Below are 24,860 nucleotides of genomic sequence, written 5' to 3'. Positions count from 1 at the left end.
TTCTGATCGCGGCGACCCGGTGCAACCGAACCCGGGCGTCAGACGTGTAACTCGCCGGGAATACCGGGAGGGGAGCAACAGCGGTGGAGACGGTTCACGAAGCCGGGGCGGTGGCCGGGCGCGGACGCGGGCGCCGGGTCGGACGGTCCGCGGCGGCCCTGCTGGTGGGCGGCGCCCTGCTGCTCGGCACGGCGGCCTGCAGCAGCGGCGGCGGCGGTGGCGGCGGCTCGACCGACGCCCAGGGCGGGGCCGGTGGCGGCGGCAGCAGCGCCTCGTCGGGCGCCGACGCCGCCCCCAAGGTCTCGACCGCCCAGCTGACCGTCACCCCGGCGAACGGCGCGGCCGACGTCGACCCCAAGGACGGCGTCCGGGTCGCGGTGGCCGGCGGCAAGCTCACCACCGTCGAGGTCGCCGACAAGAACGGCAAGGCGGTCGAGGGCAAGGTCTCCGACGACGGCCTGAGCTGGAAGCCCACCGGTCAGCTGACCGTCGGCACCACCTACACCGTCACCGCCCAGGCGACCGACGCGGCCGGCCTGGTGGCGGCCTCCACCACCAGCTTCACCACGCTGACCCCGGCGAAGACCGCGTCGACCAACGACAACATCGCCGACAACGGCACCTACGGCGTCGGCATGATCGTCTCGGTCAACTTCGGCAAGGCGATCAAGAACAAGGAGGCGGTGGTGGCCGGCGTCACCGTCACCGGCTCCGACGGCACGGTCGCCAAGGGCCACTGGTTCGGCGACCGCCGGCTGGACTTCCGCCCGGAGAAGTACTGGACGCCCGGCACCAAGGTGACGGTCAAGTACCGCCTCAAGAACGTCGAGGTGGCCCCCGGCGTGTACGGCGACATCGACAAGGACGAGCCGTTCACCATCGGCCGCTACCAGGTCTCCACGGTCGACGCGGCCGCCCACACCATGACGGTGGACCGGGGCAGCGGCAAGACCGAGACCGTTCCGATCACCGCGGGCAACGACCAGAACGCCTCGTGGAACGGCACCATGGTGATCTCCTCCAAGGAGAAGGTCACCCGGATGAACTCGGCGACCGTCTCCAACGTCAAGGGCGACGAGTACGACGTCCCGGACGTGCCGCACGCGATGCGGCTGACCACCAGCGGCACCTACGTGCACGGCAACTACTGGAGCAGCGCCTTCGGCAAGTCCAACGCCAGCCACGGCTGCGTCGGCATGGCCGACGTCAAGGGCGGCGGCGACAGCACCGCGGCGGGCAAGTTCTTCAACTCCTCGATCGTCGGCGACGTGGTGAAGATCCAGAACTCCAAGGGCCAGACGGTCTCCGGCGACAACGGCTGGAGCGGCTGGACCATCCCGTGGAGCAAGTGGTAACCGCTCCCCGCGTCCCGTGACGGCCCGGTGGTCCTCCGACCGCCGGGCCGTCGACCGTTCGTGACCGTACCGGGACACTCGCCCCGCAACGTTTGCCGCCGTCGACCCGTCCTATCAACCGAAGGACCTGTCACCCGACAGGCGGGTTGCGTGGGGAGAGCGGAACGTGAAGGCGATGCGCGGGGGATACCTGGTGGGCGCCCTGGTGGGCGCCCTGGCCCTGATGGCGACCACCGGCTGCAGCGGCGGCCAGGCGAAGGCGGACGACTCGAAGGGTCCGGCCGCGGCCGCCAGTCCCAGCGACACCAAGCCCGCGGTCTCGGCCGCGACCATCGCGATCGCGCCCGCCGACGGCACCACCGGGGTCAAGCCGACCGGCGAGGTCAAGGTCACCGCCGGCAACGGCAGGCTCACCTCGGTCAAAGTCACCGGCCCGGACGGCACCCCGGTGCCCGGCGAGATCACCCCCGACGGCACCGGCTGGGCCCCCACCGGCGGCCTCCAGGTGGCCACCGCCTACACCGTGGACGCGCTCGCCGAGGACGCCAAGGGCGTGGTCGCCAACGCGCGCTCCGGCTTCACCACGCTCACCCCCGAGAAGCAGGTCGGCACCAGCGACAACATCGCCGACAACGAGACCTACGGCGTCGGCATGATCGTCTCGGTCCGGTTCAAGAAGGCCGTCACCAACAAGGACGCGGTGAAGGCCGGGATCACCTTCGAGACCTCCGACCACACCGAGGTGCGCGGCCACTGGGTCAACAGCCAGCGGCTCGACTTCCGGCCGGAGAACTTCTGGAACGCCGGCACCAAGGTCACCATCCACTACAAGCTGAAGAACGTGGAGACCTCGCCCGGCGTCTACGGCGACGTGGACAAGGACGAGCCGTTCACCATCGGCCGCTCGCAGGTCTCCACCGTCGACGTCAAGACGCACAGGATGGCGGTCGTCCGGGACGGCCAGCAGGTCGACACCGTCGAGTTCACCGCCGGGAAGCCCGGGTACGACACCTGGAGCGGCACCATGGTGGTCGAGGCGATGGAGGGCACCACCCGGATGACCTCGGCCGGCGTCACCAAGGAGGGCTCCGGCGACGAGTACGACCTGGTGGTTCCGCACGCCATGAGGTTGACGGACAGCGGCACCTACGTGCACGGCAACTCGTGGAGCGCGGGCGTGATCGGCCGCTCCAACGGCAGCCACGGCTGCATCGGCGTCACCGACACCGCGAAGGGCAGCGACGGCTCCCCGGCAGGCAGGCTCTACAACTCCAGCATGGTCGGGGACGTGTTCAAGGTGGTCAACTCCAAGGGCGCGGTGGTCTCCGTCGAGAACGGGCTGAGCGGGTGGAACACCCCCTGGGCGCAGTGGTGAGGCTCGGGCGTCCGTTCGGTTGCTGACGGCATATGCCATACGAATAGTGATCGTTTGCTCATTGTCCGTACGCGGCCGCTCGCGTTCCGCAATGATGGGGCGCATGGCGGCATGGGGCGAAGCAGAGCGGTCATCACTTCCCGTGGCCGGCACCAGGGGTGACGACCCGTCAGGGTCGGCCGCCGGCGTGGTGCTGGCCGACCTGGAGCGGCTGACGCCGGAGGAGATGGAGCACCTCTTCTTCGGCGTGCTCAGCGACCCCGACGCGGCCGAGGAGGTGCGACTGCCCTCCCGCCCGGAGTCGGCCGGAGTGGCCCGGCGGCTGGTGCTCTCGGTCTTACGGACCTGGAAACTCCACCAGCTGCTGGAGGCCGGGGAGTTGCTGACGGGTGAACTGGTGGCCAACGCGGTCCGGCACGCCGGGGGCCGGATGATCGGACTCAAGGTGACCCGCCGCCCCGGGTGGCTGCGGGTCGAGGTCCGGGACTCCTCGCGCGCCCTGCCCTGCCTGATCGTCGCCCCCGAGGTCTTCCATCCGAACGGCCACGGCCTGCGCCTGGTGGAGTCGATCGCCGACCGCTGGGGCGCGGACCTGCTGCCGCGGGGCAAGGGCGTCTGGTTCGAGATGAGGATCCGCGACCGCGCCGCCGCGATCGCCGCCGCCGGGCTCTGAGCCGGCCCCTCGCCCTGCCTGGCTTCCGAAGGTGAACTGAACCACAGGCCTTGGTTTCAATTTTGTCCGCCCGCACATAGCGTGCGATAGTCATGCAAGTCGGGCATCACAACCCGGCATCTCCCTCCGCCGGCACGCACCCCCTTGGCCGCCGGAGGACGCACAGGGGCCCCGGACCGCGCACCACCGCGGACAGGGGCCCCGTACCGTTTTCCGGGGGTGCCGCGCGCCGCGGGGGCGCCCGCGGGGCTCAGCACTCGATGACGTTGACCGCGAGGCCGCCGCGCGAGGTCTCCTTGTACTTGATCTTCATGTCGGCGCCGGTCTCCTTCATGGTCTTGATCGCCTTGTCGAGCGAGACGTGGTGCCGGCCGTCGCCGCGCAGGGCCATCCGGGCGGCGGTGACGGCCTTCACGGAGGCCATGCCGTTGCGCTCGATGCAGGGGATCTGGACCAGGCCGCCGACCGGGTCGCAGGTGAGGCCGAGGTTGTGCTCGATGCCGATCTCGGCGGCGTTCTCCACCTGCTCCGGGCTGCCGCCGAGGACCTCGGCGAGGCCGCCGGCGGCCATCGAGCAGGCGGAGCCGACCTCGCCCTGGCAGCCGACCTCGGCGCCGGAGATGGAGGCGTTCTCCTTGAAGAGCATGCCGATCGCGCCGGCCGCGAGCAGGAAGCGGACGATCCCGTCCTCGTCCGCTCCCGGGATGAAGTTCAGGTAGTAGTGCAGGACGGCCGGGATGATGCCCGCCGCGCCGTTGGTGGGCGCGGTGACCACCCGGCGGCCGGAGGCGTTCTCCTCGTTGACGGCCATCGCGTAGAGGGTCACCCACTCCATCGCGTTGGCCGGACCGATGCCCTCGGCGCGCAGCGCGCGGGCCGCGCTGGCGGCCCGGCGGCGGACCTTGAGGCCGCCCGGCAGGATGCCCTCGCGGGCCATGCCGGCCGCGACGCACTCCTTCATGACGGCCCAGATCTCCAGCAGGCCGGTCCGGATCTCGTCCTCGGTGCGCCAGGCCTTCTCGTTCTCCAGCATCAGGCCGGAGATGGACAGGCCGGTCTCCCGGGTCAGCCGCAGCAGCTCCTCGCCGGTGCGGAACGGGTAGCGCAGCACGGTGTCGTCGGGCTTGACCCGGGCCTCGCCGATGGCGTCCTCGTCGACCACGAAGCCGCCGCCGACCGAGTAGTAGGTCTTCTCCAGCAGCGGCTCGCCGGCCGCGTCGTACGCCCACAGGGCCATGCCGTTGGCGTGGTACGGGAGGGACTTGCGGCGGTGCAGGACGAGGTGCTGGTCCGGATCGAACGCGATCGGGTGGCGGCCGAGCAGGCTGAGCCGCTTCTCGGCGCGGATCCGCTCGACGTCGAGGTCGGCGCGGTCGACGTCGACCGTGCGGGGCGAGTACCCCTCCAGGCCGAGCAGGACGGCCTTGGGGGTGCCGTGGCCGTGGCCGGTGGCGCCGAGCGAGCCGTACAGCTCGGCCCGGACGCCGGCGACCCGGTCGAGCAGGCCCTCGGAGTTGAGGCGGCGGGCGAACATCCGGGCCGCGCGCATCGGGCCGACGGTGTGCGAGGAGGAGGGGCCGATGCCGATGGAGAAGAGGTCGAAGACGCTGATGGCCACGGGGTGACGTCCTTGTCCGGTCTCGTGGTGGGGTGCCCTCCCGCCCGGTCGGGGCGGGGGCGCGCATGGAACGGGGCACCGCGCGCACGTCTCCAGTGTGCGCGGTGCCCCGGGAAAGCTCGGGTGGGCCTGCCGGTCGGGCGGGCCGGACGAGCGGGGAGGTGGGTCCTACAGCTCCGGGTAGAGCGGGTGCTTGGCCGCGAGGGCGGACACCCGGGCCTTCAGGCCCTCGGCCTTGGCCGCGTCGAAGCCCGGCTTCAGGGTCTCGGCGATGACGTCCGCGACCTCGCGGAAGTCATCGGCGTCGAAGCCGCGGGTGGCCAGCGCCGGGGTGCCGATGCGCAGGCCGGAGGTGACCATCGGCGGGCGCGGGTCGTTCGGGACGGCGTTGCGGTTGACCGTGATGCCGACCTCGTGCAGGCGGTCCTCGGCGTCCTGGCCGTTGAGCTCGCTGTTGCGCAGGTCGACCAGCACCAGGTGGACGTCGGTGCCGCCGGACAGCACGGAGACGCCGGAGGAGGTGACGTCGTCCTGCAGCAGGCGCTCGGCGAGGATCTTGGCGCCCGCCAGGGTGCGCTGCTGGCGCTCCTTGAACTCCTCGGAGGCCGCGACCTTGAACGCGACGGCCTTGGCGGCGATCACGTGCTCCAGCGGGCCGCCCTGCTGGCCGGGGAAGACCGCGGAGTTGATCTTCTTGGCGTGCTCGGCCTTCGAGAGGATGACGCCGCCGCGCGGGCCGCCCAGGGTCTTGTGCGTGGTGGTGGTGACCACGTCCGCGTGCGGCACCGGGGAGGGGTGCAGACCGGCGGCGACCAGGCCGGCGAAGTGCGCCATGTCGACCATCAGCAGGGCGCCCACCTCGTCCGCGACGCGGCGGAACTCGGCGAAGTCCAGCTGGCGCGGGTAGGCGGACCAGCCGGCGATGATCAGCTTGGGCCGGTGCTCCTTGGCGAGGCGCTCGACCTCGGCCATGTCGACCTGGCCCGACTTCTCGTCCACGTGGTAGGCGACCACGTTGTAGAGCTTGCCGGAGAAGTTGATCTTCATGCCGTGGGTCAGGTGGCCGCCGTGCGCCAGGTTCAGGCCCAGGATGGTGTCGCCCGGCTGGATCAGCGCGAACATCGCCGCCGCGTTCGCCTGCGCGCCGGAGTGCGGCTGCACGTTGGCGTGCTCGGCGCCGAACAGCTCCTTGATCCGGTCGATGGCGATCTGCTCGACCACGTCGACGTGCTCGCAGCCGCCGTAGTAGCGGCGGCCGGGGTAGCCCTCGGCGTACTTGTTGGTCAGCACCGAGCCCTGGGCCTCCATGACCGCCACCGGGGCGAAGTTCTCGGAGGCGATCATTTCCAGGGTGGTCTGCTGGCGGTGCAGCTCGGCGTCGACCGCGGCGGCGATCTCCGGGTCGAGCGCGTGCAGGGACTGGTTGAGAACCGTCATCAGGGGGGTCTCCCGGTCAGGCGCCGATGAAGGCGGTGTAGCCGTCGGCGTCGAGCAGCTCGTCGGTCGCCTCGACCCGGACCTTGAACAGCCAACCGCCCTCGAAGGGCTCCGAGTTGACCAGGGCCGGCTCGTCGATGACGGCCTGGTTGACCTCGGTCACCGCGCCGGTGGCGGGGGAGTAGAGGTCGCTGACCGACTTGGTGGACTCAAGCTCGCCACAGGTCTCACCCGCGGTGACGGTGTCACCCACCGCCGGGAGCTGGACGTACACGATGTCACCGAGGGCGTCGGCCGCGTGCGCGGTGATGCCCACCGTCGACACCCCGTCCACGGCGGCGGTCAGCCACTCGTGCTCCTTGGTGTACTGCAGGTGCGTGGGGTTGCTCATGGCGTCATTCTCCAGGATCGCGGGAGGGGAGGGCGCGGCCGTCCGCTGGGCGGACGAACCGGAAGAGGACCGTTCGGGGGGAGTCCGGGGGCGGGGAGCCGCTCAGCGGGCGCGCTTGTAGAACGGCAGCGCGACGACCCGGACCGGCTCGGCCTTGCCGCGCACGTCCACCGCGACGGTGCTGCCGGGCTCGGCGTGGGCGGCGTCCACGTAGGCGATGGCGATCGGCTTGCCCAGGGTCGGGGACGGCGCGCCGGAGGTGATCCGGCCGATCACGGCGCCCTCGGCGTCCACCACGGAGTACTCGGCGCGCGGGACCCGCTTGCCCTCGGAGACCAGGCCGACCAGCTTGCGGGGCGGGTTGGCCTCGGCCGCGGCGGCGGCCTTCTCCAGGGCCTCGCGGCCGACGAACCGCCCGTCGCCGGTGGTCTTGTCGAAGCGCACCACCCGGCCCAGGCCGGCGTCGAACGGGGTCAGCTCGGTGGACAGCTCGTGCCCGTACAGCGGCATGCCGGCCTCCAGGCGCAGCGTGTCGCGGCAGGACAGGCCGCACGGGACCAGGCCCTCGGCGGTGCCGGCCTCGGTCAGCGCGGTCCACAGGTGCGCGGCGTCGGCGGGGGCGCAGAACACCTCGAAGCCGTCCTCGCCGGTGTAGCCGGTGCGGGCCAGCCAGACCCGGCGGCCGGCCACGGTGGCGGGCAGCAGGGCGTAGTACTTGAGGCCGGGCAGGTCGGCGTCGGTCAGCTTGGCCAGGATGCCGTTCGCCTCCGGGCCCTGGACGGCGAGCAGCGCGTAGGCGTCCCGGTCGTCGCGGACCACGGCGTCGAAGCCGGCCGCGCGCTCGGTCAGCGCGTCCAGCACCACCTGGGCGTTGGAGGCGTTGGCGACCACCAGGTACTCGTCCTCGGCGGTGCGGTAGACGATCAGGTCGTCCAGGATGCCGCCGTCCTCGCGGCAGATCATGGTGTAGCGGGCGCGCAGCACGCCGAGGGCCGAGATGAAGCCGACCAGGGCGTGGTCGAGCAGTTCGCCGGCCTGCGGGCCGGAGACGGTGATCTCGCCCATGTGCGAGAGGTCGAACAGGCCGGCCCGGGTGCGGACGGCGAGGTGCTCCTCGCGCTCGCTGCCGTAGCGCAGCGGCATGTCCCAGCCGGCGAAGTCGGTCATGGTGGCGCCGAGCGAGCGGTGCAGCGCGTCGAGCGCGGTCAGGCGGAGGGACACGACAGGACTCCCGGGATCTGGAAACGGGCAGGCTGGGGCGAGTCTCCCCGTCTGTCGTCGAACCTGAGAGCTTCACCGCCTCCTGAACAGGATGGCGGCTTGCACCGTGGGTGGGCGCACGGCGCGGCCGTGTCCACTTTCCAGATCTGCCTAGCCCGGGCGGTAGGGGTGCCTGAGAGATTCCGGGGAGGACTTGCTCCTTCGGCGCCGGTCGCGGCCCGAGCGGGCCGTTCCGACTCTCCCGCGCGGGTTCGAGCGGCCGGTATGAAGTTTGGGCGGGCCCATCATGGCATGCCGGGGGGCGCCCGCGGGAGTGGGGTCCGGTCGCACCGGGCGCCCCGGCGGCGCCGCGCCCCTCCCGCGCGCCGCTAACCTGGTCGCGACCGCGGATGTGGAGGGGCGAGATGGGGATCCCGCTGGACGGGGCGCTGGAGGGCGGGCCCTGGCCGGCCAACGAGCTGGAGCAGGTGCTGACGGCCGCCCTGGGCGACCCGGGCGCGACGCCCCGGGTGATCGAGGTGCTGGCCCGCAGCCAGGTGTGGATCCCGCTGCCGTCCGGCACCACGCCGGACGCCGACTCGCTGGACCTGCCGACGCTGGAGCTGGCCGGCGCGCCGTACGTCCCGGTGTACTCCTCGCAGGAGCAGTACCTGCAGCACTGCCCGGGCATCCCGTTCGCGATCGCCCCGATGTGGGAGTTCGCCCGCGGGCTGCCGCTGGGCATCGGCATCGCGGTCAACCCGGAGGCGCCGGTGGGCATCCCGGTGCCGCCGGAGGGCGTCGGCGAGCTGCGGCGCGGGCCGCGCGGCGAGCGGTGGGAGGCGCAGGGCGTGGCCGAGGGCGCCCGGGTGGCGCTCAAGGAGCCCGAGCCGCACCAGGAGCCGTTCGCCTTCCTGGCCGCCGCGACCGGCGAACTCGTCGCGCTGCCCGGGGTGCTGACGGCCCGTCGGGCGCTGGCCCGGGTGGAGGGCGAGCCGACCCTGCTGTACGTGGGCGTGCAGCTCGACCCGGCGGCGCCGGCCGACCCGGCCGAGGTCAACACCGCGCTCGGCCGCGCCCTCGGAACCGCCCCGCCGAGCTGGGGCGTCCACCTGGTGCTGCTGGACCTGGTCGCCGACCCGGTGGTGGACTGGATGCTGGGGCGGGTGCAGCCCTTCTACGTGCGTCCCTGACCGCCGGTCCGGTCGGTCCGCCCGGGCCCGGCGGCATGACGGCCGCCGGGTGCGCCCCATAGGGTTGCCCCGGCACCGACGGACGGGCGCGCGGTGGCGCGCGGACGAGAGAGTGGGGCGGCGACGTGACGGGAGCAGCCGGCGACCCGGGGGCGGTCGAACGCGCCCTCGCAGCGGTCGCACCGGAGCGCTGGGAAGCGTACGAGGGACTGCTGCGCGCCCTGGCCGGCGGGCAGGTCTGGATGCTGCTGTGGCACGGCAGCCCGGGCAGCCCCGACGCCCAGTACGGGAACATGGACGTCGGCGGGCACGGCTACGCGCCCTGCGCCACCTCCCCGGCCCAGCTGGCCGCCAGCGGCTGGACGCGCGCCCACGAGGTGGTCTCCGGGCCGGAGATCGCCGCCTCGCTCTACCGGTCCCGCTGGGGCCTGTGGCTGGACCCGCACCGCCCCGGCGGCGGCGTCGGCGTGCCCTGGGCCGACCTGCGGCGGATCGCGCTCGGCCTGGACCGGCTGCCGGCCGGCCCGCTGCGGATCTCCGAACCGCCGCAGCTGGCCTCGCCGTTCTTCGCCGTGCTGGAGCAGCAGGCGGGCGAGGTGCGGCCGCTGCGCTCGCTGCGGCGGGCCTGGGTGCGGCCGGTGCTCGGCGAGGCGTACCTGGCGATCGGCCTCGACCTGTACGACACCTCGCCGCCGTCCGTCGAGGCGGCCCGGGCGCTGGTGCAGCGGGCCGCCGCGCAGGCGCCGGACGGGCCCGGCGTGTCCACCGTGATGATGGCGGACGAGTACGACCCGGTGGCGATGTGGATGTGGGCCAACGCCCGCCCGTTCTTCGACCGGCAGGGTGGCGCGCAGCCCGCGCCGACCGGCTTCGGTTACGGAGCGCAACCACCGGCCGGGCCCGCCCAGGGCTGGCCGCAGGCCCCCTGGCCCGGCCGTCCGGGCGGTTGAACCTACCCTGACGCTCCACCCGAAAACCCCCGCCCCGAGCTTTCCCTCGGTCGGCGGGGGTTTTTCGCCATCCCCCGCCGGGTCTTGATCTACGCGCGCAACCCCCTGCGCCAACTGGCGTTTTCCCGCCAGTGGCGGGGTGTCGTCAGTGTTCCCCTTGACGGACGCGTAACAGCTGTGTGAAGAGCGATATGCGCGCGCAACGGAAGTGCATGCCAACAGATCACAGTTGGGCATCCTTCGCCATGGGGGTCTTCCGCCGGATGCGTCCCATGACAGAGAGTGCTGCGCAATGCGGACCGCGAGTCGAGCCTCACGAAGGTGAACGCGGCCCCGCCAGAGCATGAACCGCACGATGCGCCTCTCGTGCGGCGGCACCGCGCACGTCGGAGGCCCTCCCGTCCGGGAGTGCCGCCGCACCGCGGCCCCCTCCGGCCCCGTCCGGAGGGCGGCCCGGAAGAACCCGCACCATCGGCAACGCCCTGCTTGCTCAACGCACTTCTGCACCGCCGCACCGGCGCCCGGCACCACCGAAACCGCTCTGCACCTCCGCACCGCATGCGACTCCGTGGGCCGGCCACCGTCGGCGAGGGGAACGAACTGACTCATGACCACACCCATCGAGACCTCGGGTCCGGCGTCCGGGGCGCAGCCTGACGGCACGTCAACCCCCGAGCCGGCCAAGCAGATCGAGGGCCGCTCGCCGGGCCGCATCGCCTGGACCAGGCTCAAGCGCGACAAGATCGCGCTGGCCGGCGGCGCCATCGTGGTGCTGCTGATCCTGGCGGCCGTCTTCGCCCCGGTGCTCACCGCACTGTTCGGGCACCCGATCGACGAGCCGCACCCGGACCAGATCAATCCGGACCTCGGCCTGCCCAAGGGCGCGTTCGGCGGCATGAGCGGCGACTACCTGCTCGGCGTCGACCCGGTCTTCGGCCGGGACGTGTTCTCCCGGATCGTCTACGGCGCGCGGATCTCGCTGCTGGTGGCCTTCCTGGCGGCCGCGCTGTCGGTCTGCATCGGCGTCGTGATGGGCGTGATGGCCGGCTACTTCGGCGGCTGGGTGGACTCCTTCATCAGCCGGACCATGGACGTCCTGCTGGCCTTCCCGCAGCTGCTGTTCAGCATCGCGCTGGTCTCGGTGATGCCCAACCAGCTGCTCGGCCTGAACGACACCGGCGTCCGGGTGGCGGTCCTGGTGGCCGTGATCGGCTTCTTCGGCTGGCCCTACATCGGGCGCATCGTCCGCGGCCAGGCCATGTCGCTGCGCGAGCGCGAGTTCGTGGACGCCGCCCGCAGCCTGGGCGCCGGCCGCGCGCACATCCTCTTCCGCGAACTGCTGCCGAACCTGACGGCGCCGATCCTGGTCTACGCGACCCTGATCATCCCCACCAACATCCTGAACGAGGCGGCGCTCAGCTTCCTCGGGGCCGGCGTCCGGCCGCCCACCCCGTCCTGGGGGCAGATGCTCTCGGACGCGGTCGGGATCTACCAGGCGGATCCCACCTACATGGTGATCCCCGGTCTCGCCATCTTCATCACCGTGCTCGCCTTCAACCTCTTCGGTGACGGCCTGCGTGACGCTCTCGACCCCAAGGGCAACTGAGCCCGCAACTCTGGAGGTTCCCCAACCCATGAAGCGAAACAGGACGCTCGCGGCCGCCGCACTGGTGGTCTCCCTCGCGCTCACCACGGCCGCCTGCGGCGGCAGCAAGGGCGGCGGCACCGGCGGCGGCGACAACGCCACCGGCAAGGGCGGCGCGGCCGGCTTCAACGCGGCGGCGGAGAAGGTGGTGAACCCGTCCGACAAGAAGGGCGGCACCCTCAACCTGTGGACCACCACCGACGTGGACTCGCTCGACCCCGGTCGCGCGTACTACGCCTCGGTGTGGAACTACGAGCGCTTCTACACCCGCACCCTGCTCGCCTTCGACGGCAAGCCGGGCAAGGAGGGCCTGCAGCTCGTCCCCGACCTGGCCTCCGCCAAGCCGGAGATCTCCGCCGACGGCAAGACTTACACCTTCAAGCTGAAGCCGGGCCTGAAGTTCGAGGACGGCTCGGTCATCACCTCGAAGGACGTCAAGTACGGCATCGAGCGCATCTTCGCGCAGGACGTCATCTCCGGCGGTCCGACCTACCTGGTCAACGAGCTCGACCAGGGCCAGGGCTACAAGGGCCCCTACACCGACAGCGACCCGAACAAGCTCGGCCTCAAGTCGGTGCAGACCCCGGACGACACCACCATCGTCTTCACCCTGGCCAAGCCGAACTCCGACTTCCCGTACCTGCTGGCCATGGGCTCCGCCGCCCCCGTCCCGCAGAAGCTGGACACCGGCGCCCAGTACGGCCAGAAGCCGGTCTCCTCCGGCCCGTACAAGTTCAAGTCGGTCGAGCCGGGCAAGGGCTACGAGCTGGTCCGCAACGAGAACTGGGACCCGGCCTCCGACCCGTTCCGCAAGGCGCTGCCGGACGTCGTCAAGCTGACCGTCACCACCAACGCCGACGACATGGACGCCCGCCTGCTGGCGAACACCGCCGACCTCGACTGGGGCCAGACCGGCCTGTCGCAGGCCGCCCAGGTCAAGGTGCTCCAGGACCAGGCGCTCAAGGCCAACACCGACGACCCGTTCAACGGCTTCATCCGGTACGTCACGATGGCCCCCTCGGTCGCCCCGTTCGACAACCAGCACTGCCGCAACGCGGTGCTGTACGCGGCCGACACCACCGCGCTGCAGACCGCCCGCGGCGGCTCGGTGGCCGGCGCGCTGTACGGCTCGATGCTGCCCCCGAACATCCTCGGCTCGGACGACTACGACCCGTTCGGCCTGACCAAGGGCAAGCCGAACCTGGAGAAGGCCAAGGAGGAGCTGAAGGCCTGCGGCCAGCCGAACGGCTTCAAGACCACCATCGCGGTGCGCGGCAACAAGCCGAAGGAGATCAACTCCGCGGTGGCGCTGCAGACCGCGCTCAAGGCGGCCGGCATCGAGGTCACCGTCGACCAGTACGACGGCAAGCTGATCTCCTCGGTCATCGGCTCGCCCGACGTGGTCAAGACCAAGGGCTACGGCCTGATCGTGATGGGCTGGGGCGCCGACTACCCGACCGGCTCCGGCTACCTGCAGCCGCTGGTCGACGGCCGCTTCATCACCCAGAACGGCAACAACAACTACGCCGAGATCAACGACCCGGAGATCAACGGCTGGTTCGACCAGGCCGCCCAGGCGACCGACCCGGCCAAGGCCGCCGACTTCTACAAGAAGATCAACCACAAGGTCGTGGACGGCGCCTACTACCTGCCGATCGTCGCCGACAAGGCCCTGAACTGGCGCAACCCGCGTCTGACCAACGTCTACATCACCGACGCCTTCGGCGAGGTGGACTTCCAGGCGCTCGGCGTCTCCGACGGCAAGTGACCTGACCCGCCCCTTAGTTCGCACCGCTAGTCCGAAGGGCAGGTGAAGGCCCTGCCCGGGCCGGCCGGGGAACCCCCACCGGGGTGAACCGGCCGGCCCGGGGCAGGGCCGACCGCAGTGCTCGTGTATCTCGTCAGGCGACTGGTCAACGTCGTCTTCATGCTGTTGGTGGTCGCCGCGGTGACCTTCGGCATCTTCTTCATGGTGCCGAAACTCACCGGGACCGACCCCGCGATGCTCTACGTGGGCAAGATCGCGGACAAGGCGGCGATCGAGGGCATCCGCCACAAGATGGGCCTCGACAAGTCGATCATCGAACAGTTCTGGCTGTTCCTGCGCGGGGTGTTCGTCGGCCGCGACTACAACGCCGGCGTCGACATGACCCACTGCGCGGCCCCCTGCCTGGGCTACTCGTTCAAGACCGAGCAGCAGGTCTGGCCGCTGCTGCTCAACCGGGTCGGCGTGGACTTCTCCCTCGCCGTCGGCGCCTCCGTGCTGTGGCTGCTGTTCGGCACCGCCACCGGCGTCATCTCCGCGCTGCGCCGGGGCACCGCCCTGGACCGCATCACCATGACGGTCGCGCTGGCCGGCGTCTCGCTGCCGATGTACTTCACCGGCCTGGTCGCGCTCGCGCTCTTCGTCCACCAGCTCGGCTGGTTCCCGAACAACTACACCGACTTCACGTCCGATCCGGTCTCCTGGTTCCAGGGGCTGGTGCTGCCCTGGGTGACCCTGGCGTTCCTGTTCGCCGCCACGTACGCCCGACTGAGCAGAGCCACCCTGCTGGACGTCCTCGGCGAGGACTACATCCGCACCGCGCGGGCCAAGGGCCTCAAGGAGCCGGTGGTCATCGGCAAGCACGCCATGCGCTCCACGCTGACCCCGATCCTGACCATCTTCGGCATGGACCTCGGCGGTCTGCTCGGCGGCGCCGTGCTCACCGAGAAGACCTTCAACCTGCGCGGACTCGGCTACGAGGCGGTCACCTCGATCCAGTCCAGCGACCTCCCGGTGATCATGGGCGTGACCCTGTTCGCCGCGTTCTTCATCGTCATGGCCAACCTCGTGGTTGACCTGCTGTACGCCGTCGTCGACCCCCGGGTGAGGCTGACATGAGCAACACCGACAAGCCTTTCCTGTCCGTCCGCGACCTGAAAGTGCACTTCCCCACCGACGACGGACTGGTCAAGTCCGTCAACGGGCTGAGCTTCGACCTGGAGCGCGGCAAGACCCTCGGCATCGTCGGCGAGTCCGGCTCCGGCAAGTCCGTCACCTCGCTGTCGATCATGGGCCTGCACCGCACCGGCACCAAGCGCGGCGCCCCGCGGATCAGCGGCGAGATCTGGCTGGACGGCGAGGAGCTGGTCGCGGCCGGCCCCGACCGGGTGCGCAAGCTCCGCGGCCAGAAGATGGCGATGATCTTCCAGGACCCGCTGACCGCGATGCACCCCTACTTCACGGTCGGCGCCCAGATCGTCGAGGGCTACCGGGCCCACCACCCCGGCGCCTCCAAGAAGGAGGCCCGCACCCGGGCGGTCGAGATGCTCGACCGGGTCGGCATCCCGCAGCCCGACAAGCGGGTCGACAACTACCCGCACGAGTTCTCCGGCGGCATGCGCCAGCGCGCCATGATCGCGATGGCGCTGGTCAACGACCCCGCGCTGCTGATCGCCGACGAGCCGACCACCGCCCTCGACGTCACCGTCCAGGCGCAGATCCTCGACCTGATCCGCGACCTGCAGAAGGAGTTCGGCTCGGCGGTCGTCATCATCACCCACGACCTCGGCGTGGTCGCCGAACTCGCCGACGACATCCTGGTCATGTACGGCGGCAAGCCCGTCGAGCGCGGCCCCGCCGCCACCATCTTCGAATCCCCCGAGCACCCCTACACCTGGGGCCTGCTCGGCTCGATGCCCCGCCTCGACCGGGAGCTCCAGGACCGGCTGATCCCGGTCAAGGGCACCCCGCCGAGCCTGATCAACGTGCCGTCCGGCTGCGCCTTCCACCCGCGCTGCCCGTACGCCGAGCTCACCGGCGGCCGCTCCACCAGCGAGGTGCCCGTGCTCGCCGAGGCCGCGCCCCGGCACCACGCCGCCTGCCACCTGCCGATCGCCGAACGCCACCGGATCTTCACCGAAGAGATCGCGCCCCGGCTGTGAGCACGTACCACCCACTTGGAGAGCAGTCATGACGGACAGCCAGGCGGCGGTGCCGCAGCTCGCGAAGGTGCCCGCCCAGGCACCCGGGCCCGACCGCGGACCCCTGCTGAAGGTGACCGGCCTGACCCGGCACTTCCCGGTCACCAAGGGGCTGCTGAAGCGCCAGGTCGGCGCCGTCCGGGCGGTCGACGGCGTCGACTTCACGGTCAACGCCGGCGAGACCCTGGGCGTGGTCGGCGAGTCCGGCTGCGGCAAGTCCACGATGGGACGCCTGGTGACCCGGCTCGACGAGCCCACCGGCGGGCGGATCGAGTTCGAGGGCGCGGACATCACCCACCTGGGCGTCGCGGCGATGCGGCCGTACCGGCGCGACATCCAGATGATCTTCCAGGACCCGTACTCCTCGCTGAACCCCCGGCACACCATCGGCACCATCGTCGGCGCGCCCTTCCACCTCCAGAAGGTCGCCACCGAACACGGCGTCAAGCGGGCCGTGCAGGACCTGCTGGAGCTCTGCGGCCTCAGCCCCGAGCACTACAACCGCTACCCGCACGAGTTCTCCGGCGGCCAGCGCCAGCGCATCGGCATCGCCCGCGCGCTGGCCCTGCGCCCCAAGATGATCGTCGCCGACGAGCCGGTCTCCGCGCTGGACGTCTCGATCCAGGCCCAGGTCGTCAACCTGCTGGACGACCTGCAGAAGGAGCTCGGCCTCACCTACCTGATCATCGCGCACGACCTCTCGGTGGTCCGGCACGTCTCCGACCGGGTCGCCGTGATGTACCTCGGCAAGGTGGTGGAGATCGCCGACCGGGAGGCGCTGTACTCCCGGCCGATGCACCCCTACACCAACGCGCTGATGTCCGCCGTCCCGGTGCCCGACCCGCGCCGCAAGGAGCGCCGCGAGCGCATCCTGCTCACCGGCGACGTGCCCTCCCCGCTCAACCCGCCGTCCGGCTGCCGCTTCCGCACCCGCTGCTGGAAGGCCCAGGACGTGTGCGCGAGCCAGGAACCGCCGCTCGCCGTCACCGAGGCGGGGCACCAGGTGGCCTGCCACTTCCCGGAGAACGCGGCCGAGTAGCGCTCCGCCGACCGGGTCCGCCCGGCGAGGGGTCCGCCCGGCGAGGGGTCCCCCTCGCCGGGCGGACCTTCGTCGTCCGGGCCGCTGACAGTGCCGGGTGGCAGGCTGGGCGCATGCTGGAGATCACGGTCAGGGACCAGGACGACGTCGTACGGGTGCGGGTGTCGGAGGACGAACTCGACGACCTGGTGCGGGACATGGGCCGGTGGGAGGGCGCCTTCCTGGTCCTCCAGCGGATCCCCGACCTGCCCGACACCTACGCCCAGGCCTGCCCGGAGGACGGCGGCTGGACGGTCGAGCACCGGGCCGGCGCGCGGTCCCGGCACTACGGCACCCGGGTCGGCGCCCCGGAGCGGGTCACCGCGCTGCTGACCGGCTGGGCCCGGCAGGACGCCGACTGGGCGGCCGGGCAGGAGTGGGAGCGGATCGACTTCGGGCCCGACCCGGAACCCGCGCCGCTGACGCTCCCCGCCGAGGACGAGCGGAGCCTGCTGGCCGAGCTGCGGCGGCACCTGGCCGGCGGCTACACCACCCTGGACCGACTGGCCGAGACCGCCCGGGAGCACCTCGTCCGGGACGGGCACCGGCCGGTCGGCGAGGAGCAGGCCAGGCAACTGGCCGACCGGCTGTGGCTGGAGCGGGTCGCCGAGCAGCGCGGCTGGGTCGGCGAGACCGACCCGGAGCGGCTGACCCGGGCGTTCGCGGCACTGGGGGCGACCGGGATCACCGCCCGGGAGGACTTCACCTGCTGCCGCGGCTGCGGCGACGCCGAGATCGGGGCGCAGGACCCGCGGGCCCGCGGCTTCGTCTACTTCCACTCCCAGGGCACCGCCCGCGCCGCCGCCGGCCACGGCCTGTCCCTGTACTACGGCGGCTTCGACGGCTCGGCCGCGACCACCGCCGCCGTCGGCCACGAGGTCGCGGCGGCCCTGCGCGCCGTCGGCCTGACGGTCCGCTGGGACGGCGATCCGGCCCGGGCCGTCGAGGTGGTCGACCTGGACTGGCGGCGCCGACTGGTCGGCTAGGCGCGCAGGCCAGGCTGTCCTTCGTACGGCGCAGCCCCGCGGCCGAGCTGTTGCCGGGGGCGGGGGCGGTGCCTTGACTGGAGCGGAATGTCCCGGCTCCCGCGCGAGGGGTAGGTCACCATGCTGTCGGCCCGCAGTCTGTTCCAGGAGATCCACGACGACGACCAGGCGTTCCGGCTGTTCTGCTCGATCGCCGCGAAGGGCGAGGACCAGGGCGGCTGGGAGAACGGCCGGATCGCCCGGCTGGTGCCCGACCCGGTGCTGGCGCCCAAGGTGGCCCGGCACGGCGCCGACGAGGACAAGCACGGCCGGATCTTCAAGGCGCTGATGCACAAGCGCGGCCTGCTGGAGCGGGACGTCCCGGACGACACCGACTACACGATGATCCTGGAGCGGCAGGGCATCGGCCTGGCGCACTCCCGGCTGCGCCGCGACGAGCCGCTGACCGAGCACGACGTGATCACCTACCTGGCGCACAGCCGGGTGACCGAGCAGCGGGCCGCCGAGCAGATGCTGATGCTGAAGAAGGTCTTCGGCGACCACCCGGAGCTGGGGCGCGCGGTGCGGATGATCTCCAACGACGAGGACAACCACCTGGCGTTCTGCCACGAGGAGCTGCTGCGGCTCGCGTACCACGGGCACGGCCGGGCGATCCTGGACACCCTGCAGTCGACCGCCCGGGCCGAGATCCGCACCTACCGGGACGTCAGCCTGGCCGTGATGGCGCACCTAGGCGAGCTGCTGCGCTGGCCGAGGGCGAAGTCGGCGGCGCTGGCGGCGGGCATCCACGCGGTGTACGCCTACGAGCGGGCGGGCGGCTGGCGGCGGATGACCACGCTGCGGATGCCGGCCAGGCTGGACGCGCTGGGCGGGCCCGCGCCGCACGAGCAGTTCGCCTGACCGCCCGGCGGCCGGCCGCGGGAGGGCGGTGTGCAGACTGACCAGGTGACATCCGAGATCTTCCCGCACAACGTCCAGCAGGCCCTCGACCTGGTCGGCATCTTCGTGTTCGCGCTGTCCGGCGGCCTGATGGCGGTCCGCAAGAACATGGACATCTTCGGCATCTGCGTGCTGGCCGAGGCGACCGCGCTGGGCGGCGGCGTGCTGCGGGACCTGGTGATCGGGGCGCTGCCGGTGGCCGCGTTCACCAGCTTCGGGTACTTCCCCACCCCGCTGGTGGCCGGGGTGGTGGTGTTCTTCCTGCACCCCGAGGTGGAGCGGATCACCCGGGCGGTGATGGTGCTGGACGCGGCCGGCCTGGGCCTGTTCTGCGTCACCGGCACCATCAAGGCGCACGCCTACGGGCTCGGCGCGATCCCCTCGGTGGCCTGCGGCATGCTGACCGCCGCCGGCGGCGGCGTGATCCGCGACCTGCTGGCGATGGAGCCGCCCTCGCTGCTGCGCTGGGACCGCGAGATATACGCTGTCCCGGCGCTGGTCGGCTCGGCCGTGGTGGCGATCCTGATCGGCCTGGGCCGGCTGACCCCGCTGTACGCCTCGCTGGCCGCCGTGGTCGCGTTCACCATGCGGATGCTGGCGCTCAAGTACGGCTGGCGCGCACCTCGTGCTTGGCACCGCAACGGTTCTCGCACCAGCGAGGAGTAGGCGAGCCGCCGTACGCCAGCGAGATCGCCTCGACCGTGCAGAGCAGCTCCGGCAGCAGCTTGCTCAGCTCGGTGACCGAGGCGATCCGGACCGGGGCGGAGATCGAGCAGGCCGCGATGGCGGTTCCCTCGGTGCCGGCGATCGGGGCGGCGATGCAGTTCACCGCCTCCTGGTACTCCGCCTGGTCCACCGCCCAGCCCCGGCGGCGCACCTCGGCCAGCTCGGCCCGGAACTCCTCCGGGCCGCGGATCGACTGCGGGGTGCGGGCCGGGAACTCCACCTCGGCGAGGAAGGCGGCCAGCTTCTCGGCCGGCAGGTCGGCCAGCAGCACCTTGCCCGCCGCGGTGGCCACCGCGGGCGCGCGCCGGCCGATCCGGCTGGCCTCGCCGAGCCAGCTGCGCCCGTGGTCCGGGTACTTGGCCTCGACCTTGTCGAGGTACAGCACCTCGTCCTCCTCCAGCACGGACAGGTGCACGGTGTGCCCGTAGCGCTCGTTCAGCACCGCCAGGTACGGGGCGGCGACCTGCCGGATGTCGATGCCCTCCAGCGCCTGGTGGGCGAGCGCGAACAGCCGGCCGCCGAGCCGGTAGCGCTGGTCGGACTGCCGGTGGACGAAGCCGTGCTCCTGCAGGGTGCGCAGCAGCCGCAGCGCGGTGGACTTGTGCACGCCGATCTTCGCGGCGGCCTGCTCCAGCGACGCCGGGCCCTCGCCGAGCGACGCCAGGATGGTCAGCGCACGGTCGACCGTCTGGGACACGGCCCCTCCCTCTCACATCGGCGTGGCCGGAAGGCTAACGGCGCGTTGCACAGGGTGCAATGGCCAAATCGTGACTCTTCGGCCGCCTACACTGGACCCCGCTATGGCTTACCTCGACCACGCCGCCACCACACCGATGCTGCCCGAGGCGATCGCCGCGATGACGGCGCGGTTCGGCGTCGTCGGCAACGCCTCCTCGCTGCACGCCGCCGGCCGCCGGGCCCGCCGGGTGGTGGAGGAGGCGCGCGAGTCGCTGGGCGAGTCGCTGGGCGCCCGGCCCAGCGAGATCGTGCTGACCGGCGGCGGCACCGAGTCCGACAACCTGGCGGTCAAGGGCCTGTACTGGTCCCGGCGGGACGCCGACCCGGCCCGCCGCCGGGTGCTCAGCAGCCCGGTCGAGCACCACGCGGTGCTGGACGCGGTGCACTGGCTGGCCGAGCACGAGGGCGCCGAGGTCGAGTACCTGCCGGTGGACGCGCTGGGCCGGGTGCACCCCGAGGCGCTGCGCGAGGCGATCGAGCGCTCGCCGGAGACGGTCGCGCTGGTCACCGTGATGTGGGCCAACAACGAGGTCGGCACCCTCCAGCCGATCCGCGAACTCGCAGCCGTCGCCGCCGAGTTCGACGTGCCGATGCACTCCGACGCGGTGCAGGCGCTGGGGCAGGTGCCGGTCTCCTTCGCGGAGTCCGGGCTGACCGCGCTGACCGTCACCGGCCACAAGGTCGGCGGCCCGTACGGCGTGGGCGCGCTGCTGCTGGCCCGCTCCGCCAAGCCCGTCCCGCTGCTGCACGGCGGCGGCCAGGAGCGCGACGTGCGCTCCGGCACGCTGGACGCGCCGGGCGCGGCCGGGTTCGCGGTGGCCGCCGCGCTGGCCGTCGAGCGCCAGCCCGGGTACGCGGCCTCGGTCGGCGCGCTGCGCGACGAGCTGCTGGCGGTGGTCCGCTCGGCGGCCGCCGACGCGGTGCTCAACGGCGACCCCGGCGCGGACGGGCGGCTGCCCGCCAACGCGCACTTCTCCTTCCCCGGCTGCGAGGGCGACGCGCTGCTGATGCTGCTGGACGCGGCCGGCGTGGAGTGCTCCACCGGCTCGGCCTGCTCGGCGGGCGTCCCGCAGCCCAGTCACGTGCTGCTGGCGATGGGCGTCGACCCCGAGCTGGCCCGCGCCTCGCTGCGCTTCTCGCTCGGCCACACCTCCACCGCCGCCGACGTGGCGGCGCTGGCCGCCGCGCTGCCCGGCGCGGTGGAGCGGGCCCGGCGGGCCGGGCTGGTGCGCGCCGCCCGCTGAGGCCGGACTTCCCTCCCGGGCGGAACCTTCTACTTCCGGACGTACTCTGGGGGGATGGACACCCCCCTGCCCGAGCGCACCGTCCGCGACCTCACCGGGATGCTGGCGCAGGCCGCGCACGCGATGAACACCCGGCTGTCGCTGGCCCTGGCCGAGATCGACAGCTCCCCGCGCAAGCACTGCGTGCTGGTGCACGCCATGGAGGCGGAGCGCACCCAGTCGCAGCTGGCCGCGATCGCCGGCCTGGACAAGACCACCATGGTGGTCACCGCCGACGAGCTGGAGCGGGACGGCCTGGCCGAGCGCCACCCGTCCGCGACCGACCGGCGGGTGAAGGTCATCCACGTCACCCCGGCCGGGGCCGAGCTGGTGCGGCGCGGCGAGGTGATCGTCGACCGGGTGCACGGGGAGGCGCTGGGCGAGCTGTCGGCCGGGGAGCGGCAGGTGTTCGTGGACGCGCTGGACCGGCTGCAGCAGGCGACGGAGTTCCCGCTGACCGGGGAGGGCGGCGTGGTGCGCAAGCCCCGGCGGGCCCGGCAGGGATGACCGTCCACTTCTAAATCGTCTACTACAAAACTATCTGCTACGGTTTCTCTTGTCGGGAGGGCGCGTCCGCGCACCTCCGGGAGGGAGAGAACCGTGTCCGAGAACCCGTCACGCGCCCGCTGGCTGGCCCTCGCGGTGCTGTGCGCCGGCATGCTGATGGTGATCCTGGACGGCTCGATCACCACCGTCGCGCTGCCCGCCATCCAGGCCGAACTGCGGATCGGCCAGGCCGGGTTGGCCTGGGTGGTGGACGCCTACGTGATCGCCTTCGGCGGCCTGCTGCTGCTCGCCGGCCGACTCGGCGACCTGCTCGGCCGCCGCCGGGTCTACCTCGCCGGGATCGCCGGCTTCACCGCCGCCTCCGTGCTGTGCGGCCTCGCCGTCAACGCCGGGACGCTGATCGCCGCCCGCTTCCTGCAGGGCGCCGGCGGCGCGATGGCCTCCGCCGTCGGCCTCGGCATGGTGGTCGCGCTCTTCCCCGACCCCGCCGAACGGGCCAAGGCGTTCGGCGCCGTCGGCTTCACCGGCGCGGCCGGCGCCTCGCTCGGCCAGGTGCTCGGCGGCGTCCTCACCGAAGGGCTCGGCTGGCACTGGATCTTCTTCATCAACCTGCCGATCGGCGCCGCCGCCCTGCTGGCCGGCCGCCGCCTGCTGGCCGACGACCGGGGCCCCGGCCTCGGGGCGGGCGCCGACGCCCCCGGCGCCGCCCTGGTCACCGGCGGGCTGATGCTCGGCGTCTACACCATCGTCGAGGGCGGCCCGGCCGGCTGGACCTCCGCCCGCACCCTCGCCACCGGCACCGCCGCCCTCCTGCTGCTCGCCGCCTTCCTGCGCCGCCAGGCCCGCACCGCCACCCCGCTGCTCCCGCTGCGGATCCTCGCCCGGCGCACCACCGCGCTCGCCAACCTGATCCAACTGCTCATGCTGGCCGCACTGTTCGGCTTCCAGATCCTGCTCGCCCTGTACCTCCAGGAGATCCAGCACTACAGCGCGCTGGCCACCGGCCTGGCCATGCTGCCCGCCGCCCTCACCATCGCCGCCGTCTCCCTGCTGCTCGCCGCCCGCACCATCGCCCGGATCGGCGAACGCCGCACCCTGCTGCTCGGCCTGGCCCTGCTCACCGTCGGCATCGCCCTGCTCACCCGCCTCCCGGCCGGACACCTGGACTACGCCGCCGACGTGCTGCCCACCATGCTCAGCGCCGCCGGCTTCGGCCTCGCCGCCACCGCCCTCACCGCGCTCGGCATGGCCGACGCCCGCCCCGAGGACGCCGGACTGCTCTCCGGCCTGCTCAACACCACCCAGCAGGTCGGCGCCGCGCTCGGCGTCGCCGCCCTCACCGCGCTGGCCGCCGGCCGCGGCACCGGCGGCTACCACCTCGCCTTCGGCACCGGGGCCGCGCTGCTCGCCGCCGCGTTCCTGCTGGCCCTCGCCCTGCCCCGGCCCGGGCGCCCGGCCGCGCCCGCCGGCGCCGAACCGCCCGTCCTGGTGCACGGCTGATCCGCCCGCCCCCCGGGGGTCCGGCCGCGTCCCCGACGCCGGCCGGGCCCCCGTTACGCTTGGAGGCACCATGACTGACTTCCCCGGCGCCCCGACCACCCCGTCCACCGGCCGCCTGCGCGTGCTCGCCGCGATGTCCGGCGGCGTCGACTCCGCCGTCGCCGCCGCCCGGGCCGTCGAAGCGGGCCACGAGGTGACCGGCGTCCACCTGGCGCTCGCCAGCAACCCGCAGTCCTTCCGCACCGGCGCCCGTGGCTGCTGCACCCTGGAGGACTCCCGGGACGCCCGCCGCGCCGCCGACGTGATCGGCATCCCGTTCTACGTCTGGGACCTGGCCGAACGCTTCCGCGAGGACGTGATCGAGGACTTCGTCGCCGAGTACGCCGCCGGCCGCACCCCCAACCCGTGCCTGCGCTGCAACGAGAAGATCAAGTTCGCCGCGCTGCTCGACAAGGCGGTCGCGCTCGGCTTCGACGCCGTCTGCACCGGCCACTACGCCCGGATCGTCGACCACGCCGACGGCACCCGCGAACTGCACCGCGCCGTCGACGCCGCCAAGGACCAGTCGTACGTCCTCGGCGTGCTCGACGCCGAACAGCTCGCCCACTCGCTGTTCCCGCTCGGCGACACCACCAAGGACGTCATCCGCGCGGAGGCCGAACGGCGCGGCCTCGCCGTCGCCAAGAAGCCCGACAGCCACGACATCTGCTTCATCACCGACGGCGACACCCAGGGCTTCCTGGCCGAGCGCCTCGGCACCGCCACCGGCGACATCCTCGACACCGACGGCACCAAGCTCGGCGAGCACGACGGCGCGTACGGCTTCACCATCGGCCAGCGCAAGGGCCTGCGGATCGGCCGCCCCGCCGCCGACGGCAAGCCCCGCTACGTCCTCGACATCTCCCCGGTCGACAACACCGTCACCGTCGGACCGGTCGAAGGACTCGACGTGCACGCCCTCACCGCCATCCGCCCCCGCTGGTGCGGCACCCCCGCCGCCGGCGAGGGCCGCTACACCGCCCAGCTGCGGGCGCACGGCGAGGAGGTCCCGGTCACCGCCGTGCTGAGCGACGACCAGCTGCACGTCCGCCTCGACACCCCCGCCCGCGGCATCGCCCCCGGCCAGGCCGTGGTGCTCTACGACGGCACCCGGGTGGTCGGCTCGGCCACCATCGCGAGCACCGAACGGGCCGTCGGGGTCTAGGTGTACTGACCACGGAGGTTGGTGACGGGGTTCACGGTCTGGCGATCTTGAAATGAGTGAGGGCCTTCTGGCTCGGTGTGGATTGCGACATCTGCA

The 24,860-nt window shown here is 72.4% G+C and carries 22 protein-coding genes and 1 riboswitch; of the genes, 17 read left to right on the top strand and 5 right to left on the bottom strand.

All coding sequences use genetic code 11. The features are described 5' to 3' along the window. Positions 1 to 83 precede the first annotated feature (83 nt). From ACZ3J7_RS31935 to ACZ3J7_RS31925, 3 genes are all read left to right on the top strand, one after another. Positions 84 to 1,355 carry a L,D-transpeptidase gene (locus tag ACZ3J7_RS31935; protein ID WP_465626864.1) on the top strand — a complete coding sequence of 424 codons (1,272 nt, stop codon included), beginning with the start codon at positions 84 to 86 and terminating at the stop codon, positions 1,353 to 1,355. 175 nt (positions 1,356 to 1,530) lie between these two features. Next, positions 1,531 to 2,730, top strand: a complete 1,200-nt coding sequence (locus ACZ3J7_RS31930) for a L,D-transpeptidase (RefSeq protein WP_465626862.1) — start codon at positions 1,531 to 1,533, stop codon at positions 2,728 to 2,730. Positions 2,731 to 2,872: 142 nt separating this feature from the next. Beyond that, on the top strand, positions 2,873 to 3,403 hold the full coding sequence (locus ACZ3J7_RS31925) for an ATP-binding protein (RefSeq protein WP_465626860.1): 531 nt from the start codon (positions 2,873 to 2,875) through the stop codon (positions 3,401 to 3,403). A gap of 250 nt (positions 3,404 to 3,653) precedes the next feature. Here the strand turns inward: ACZ3J7_RS31925 and ACZ3J7_RS31920 are convergent, their stop codons facing one another. The 4 genes from ACZ3J7_RS31920 to gcvT form a co-directional block, all read right to left on the bottom strand. Further along, positions 3,654 to 5,021 carry an L-serine ammonia-lyase gene (locus ACZ3J7_RS31920; protein ID WP_465626858.1) on the bottom strand — a complete coding sequence of 456 codons (1,368 nt, stop codon included), beginning with the start codon at positions 5,019 to 5,021 and terminating at the stop codon, positions 3,654 to 3,656. A gap of 168 nt (positions 5,022 to 5,189) precedes the next feature. Then, the gene (locus ACZ3J7_RS31915) at positions 5,190 to 6,458 is read right to left on the bottom strand and encodes a serine hydroxymethyltransferase (RefSeq protein ID WP_465626856.1); all 1,269 of its coding nucleotides are present in this window, start codon (positions 6,456 to 6,458) and stop codon (positions 5,190 to 5,192) included. Positions 6,459 to 6,474: 16 nt separating this feature from the next. Next, positions 6,475 to 6,849: a glycine cleavage system protein GcvH gene (gene gcvH, locus ACZ3J7_RS31910; RefSeq protein ID WP_465626854.1), complete on the bottom strand. Its 375-nt coding sequence runs from the start codon at positions 6,847 to 6,849 to the stop codon at positions 6,475 to 6,477. 102 nt (positions 6,850 to 6,951) lie between these two features. Further along, entirely contained in the window at positions 6,952 to 8,070 is a 1,119-nt protein-coding gene (gcvT, locus tag ACZ3J7_RS31905; RefSeq protein ID WP_465626852.1) for a glycine cleavage system aminomethyltransferase GcvT, read from the bottom strand. 150 nt (positions 8,071 to 8,220) lie between these two features. Further along, positions 8,221 to 8,324, bottom strand: a riboswitch (glycine riboswitch). A 150-nt stretch (positions 8,325 to 8,474) separates the two neighbouring features. On the opposite strand from gcvT, the gene ACZ3J7_RS31900 reads away from it, so the two are divergent. The 10 genes from ACZ3J7_RS31900 to ACZ3J7_RS31855 all read left to right on the top strand — a co-directional run bounded on the left by ACZ3J7_RS31900 (position 8,475) and on the right by ACZ3J7_RS31855 (position 19,472). Further along, a complete protein-coding gene (locus tag ACZ3J7_RS31900) occupies positions 8,475 to 9,242 on the top strand; it encodes an enhanced serine sensitivity protein SseB (protein ID WP_465626850.1) in 768 nt (255 codons plus the stop codon). A gap of 125 nt (positions 9,243 to 9,367) precedes the next feature. After that, positions 9,368 to 10,192, top strand: coding sequence for an enhanced serine sensitivity protein SseB C-terminal domain-containing protein (locus ACZ3J7_RS31895; RefSeq protein WP_465626848.1), 825 nt, complete (start codon positions 9,368 to 9,370; stop codon positions 10,190 to 10,192). Between the two features lie 607 nt (positions 10,193 to 10,799). After that, complete coding sequence (locus ACZ3J7_RS31890; RefSeq protein WP_465626846.1) at positions 10,800 to 11,798, top strand: ABC transporter permease; 999 nt, start codon at positions 10,800 to 10,802, stop codon at positions 11,796 to 11,798. 28 nt (positions 11,799 to 11,826) lie between these two features. Beyond that, positions 11,827 to 13,605: an ABC transporter substrate-binding protein gene (locus ACZ3J7_RS31885; protein ID WP_465626844.1), complete on the top strand. Its 1,779-nt coding sequence runs from the start codon at positions 11,827 to 11,829 to the stop codon at positions 13,603 to 13,605. Positions 13,606 to 13,722: 117 nt separating this feature from the next. After that, positions 13,723 to 14,721: an ABC transporter permease gene (locus tag ACZ3J7_RS31880; protein ID WP_465626842.1), complete on the top strand. Its 999-nt coding sequence runs from the start codon at positions 13,723 to 13,725 to the stop codon at positions 14,719 to 14,721. Continuing rightward, entirely contained in the window at positions 14,718 to 15,764 is a 1,047-nt protein-coding gene (locus tag ACZ3J7_RS31875) for an ABC transporter ATP-binding protein (RefSeq protein WP_465626840.1), read from the top strand. Before ACZ3J7_RS31880 ends, ACZ3J7_RS31875 begins: the two co-directional genes overlap by 4 nt. Before the next feature lie 28 nt (positions 15,765 to 15,792). Continuing rightward, positions 15,793 to 16,842, top strand: a complete 1,050-nt coding sequence (locus tag ACZ3J7_RS31870) for an ABC transporter ATP-binding protein (protein WP_465626838.1) — start codon at positions 15,793 to 15,795, stop codon at positions 16,840 to 16,842. A gap of 113 nt (positions 16,843 to 16,955) precedes the next feature. After that, on the top strand, positions 16,956 to 17,867 hold the full coding sequence (locus ACZ3J7_RS31865) for a DUF6891 domain-containing protein (RefSeq protein ID WP_465626836.1): 912 nt from the start codon (positions 16,956 to 16,958) through the stop codon (positions 17,865 to 17,867). 120 nt (positions 17,868 to 17,987) lie between these two features. Continuing rightward, positions 17,988 to 18,767 carry a ferritin-like domain-containing protein gene (locus tag ACZ3J7_RS31860; protein WP_465626834.1) on the top strand — a complete coding sequence of 260 codons (780 nt, stop codon included), beginning with the start codon at positions 17,988 to 17,990 and terminating at the stop codon, positions 18,765 to 18,767. 45 nt (positions 18,768 to 18,812) lie between these two features. Next, positions 18,813 to 19,472 carry a trimeric intracellular cation channel family protein gene (locus ACZ3J7_RS31855; protein WP_465626832.1) on the top strand — a complete coding sequence of 220 codons (660 nt, stop codon included), beginning with the start codon at positions 18,813 to 18,815 and terminating at the stop codon, positions 19,470 to 19,472. On the opposite strand, the gene ACZ3J7_RS31850 is transcribed toward ACZ3J7_RS31855, so the two are convergent. Then, positions 19,408 to 20,229, bottom strand: a complete 822-nt coding sequence (locus tag ACZ3J7_RS31850; RefSeq protein WP_465626830.1) for an IclR family transcriptional regulator — start codon at positions 20,227 to 20,229, stop codon at positions 19,408 to 19,410. The two genes, ACZ3J7_RS31855 and ACZ3J7_RS31850, sit on opposite strands and share 65 nt — an antisense overlap. A 103-nt stretch (positions 20,230 to 20,332) precedes the next feature. On the opposite strand from ACZ3J7_RS31850, the gene ACZ3J7_RS31845 reads away from it, so the two are divergent. The 4 genes from ACZ3J7_RS31845 (at position 20,333) to mnmA (ending at position 24,764) form a co-directional block, all read left to right on the top strand. Next, entirely contained in the window at positions 20,333 to 21,514 is a 1,182-nt protein-coding gene (locus tag ACZ3J7_RS31845) for a cysteine desulfurase family protein (RefSeq protein WP_465626828.1), read from the top strand. 54 nt (positions 21,515 to 21,568) lie between these two features. After that, entirely contained in the window at positions 21,569 to 22,060 is a 492-nt protein-coding gene (locus tag ACZ3J7_RS31840) for a MarR family winged helix-turn-helix transcriptional regulator (RefSeq protein ID WP_465626826.1), read from the top strand. A gap of 150 nt (positions 22,061 to 22,210) precedes the next feature. Beyond that, the gene (locus ACZ3J7_RS31835) at positions 22,211 to 23,560 is read left to right on the top strand and encodes an MFS transporter (protein WP_465626946.1); all 1,350 of its coding nucleotides are present in this window, start codon (positions 22,211 to 22,213) and stop codon (positions 23,558 to 23,560) included. Between the two features lie 70 nt (positions 23,561 to 23,630). Beyond that, a complete protein-coding gene (gene mnmA, locus ACZ3J7_RS31830; RefSeq protein ID WP_465626824.1) occupies positions 23,631 to 24,764 on the top strand; it encodes a tRNA 2-thiouridine(34) synthase MnmA in 1,134 nt (377 codons plus the stop codon). The last annotated feature ends 96 nt before the right edge of the window (positions 24,765 to 24,860 follow it).

The sequence above is a fragment of the Kitasatospora sp. NPDC015121 genome, assembly GCF_055562955.1.
This window is presented reverse-complemented; position numbering and strand designations above follow the sequence as displayed.

What these genes read in the sequence shown, in the direction of transcription:
- ACZ3J7_RS31860 (WP_465626834.1), top strand. Translation starts at nt 17,988, where the DNA reads ATGCTGTCGGCCCGCAGTCTGTTCCAGGAGATCCACGACGACGACCAG.
- ACZ3J7_RS31865 (WP_465626836.1), top strand. Translation starts at nt 16,956, where the DNA reads ATGCTGGAGATCACGGTCAGGGACCAGGACGACGTCGTACGGGTGCGG.
- ACZ3J7_RS31915 (WP_465626856.1), bottom strand. Translation starts at nt 6,458, where the DNA reads ATGACGGTTCTCAACCAGTCCCTGCACGCGCTCGACCCGGAGATCGCC.
- ACZ3J7_RS31870 (WP_465626838.1), top strand. Translation starts at nt 15,793, where the DNA reads ATGACGGACAGCCAGGCGGCGGTGCCGCAGCTCGCGAAGGTGCCCGCC.
- ACZ3J7_RS31900 (WP_465626850.1), top strand. Translation starts at nt 8,475, where the DNA reads ATGGGGATCCCGCTGGACGGGGCGCTGGAGGGCGGGCCCTGGCCGGCC.
- ACZ3J7_RS31875 (WP_465626840.1), top strand. Translation starts at nt 14,718, where the DNA reads ATGAGCAACACCGACAAGCCTTTCCTGTCCGTCCGCGACCTGAAAGTG.
- mnmA (WP_465626824.1), top strand. Translation starts at nt 23,631, where the DNA reads ATGACTGACTTCCCCGGCGCCCCGACCACCCCGTCCACCGGCCGCCTG.
- ACZ3J7_RS31840 (WP_465626826.1), top strand. Translation starts at nt 21,569, where the DNA reads ATGGACACCCCCCTGCCCGAGCGCACCGTCCGCGACCTCACCGGGATG.
- ACZ3J7_RS31835 (WP_465626946.1), top strand. Translation starts at nt 22,211, where the DNA reads ATGCTGATGGTGATCCTGGACGGCTCGATCACCACCGTCGCGCTGCCC.
- gcvH (WP_465626854.1), bottom strand. Translation starts at nt 6,849, where the DNA reads ATGAGCAACCCCACGCACCTGCAGTACACCAAGGAGCACGAGTGGCTG.
- ACZ3J7_RS31930 (WP_465626862.1), top strand. Translation starts at nt 1,531, where the DNA reads ATGCGCGGGGGATACCTGGTGGGCGCCCTGGTGGGCGCCCTGGCCCTG.
- ACZ3J7_RS31845 (WP_465626828.1), top strand. Translation starts at nt 20,333, where the DNA reads ATGGCTTACCTCGACCACGCCGCCACCACACCGATGCTGCCCGAGGCG.
- ACZ3J7_RS31890 (WP_465626846.1), top strand. Translation starts at nt 10,800, where the DNA reads ATGACCACACCCATCGAGACCTCGGGTCCGGCGTCCGGGGCGCAGCCT.
- ACZ3J7_RS31885 (WP_465626844.1), top strand. Translation starts at nt 11,827, where the DNA reads ATGAAGCGAAACAGGACGCTCGCGGCCGCCGCACTGGTGGTCTCCCTC.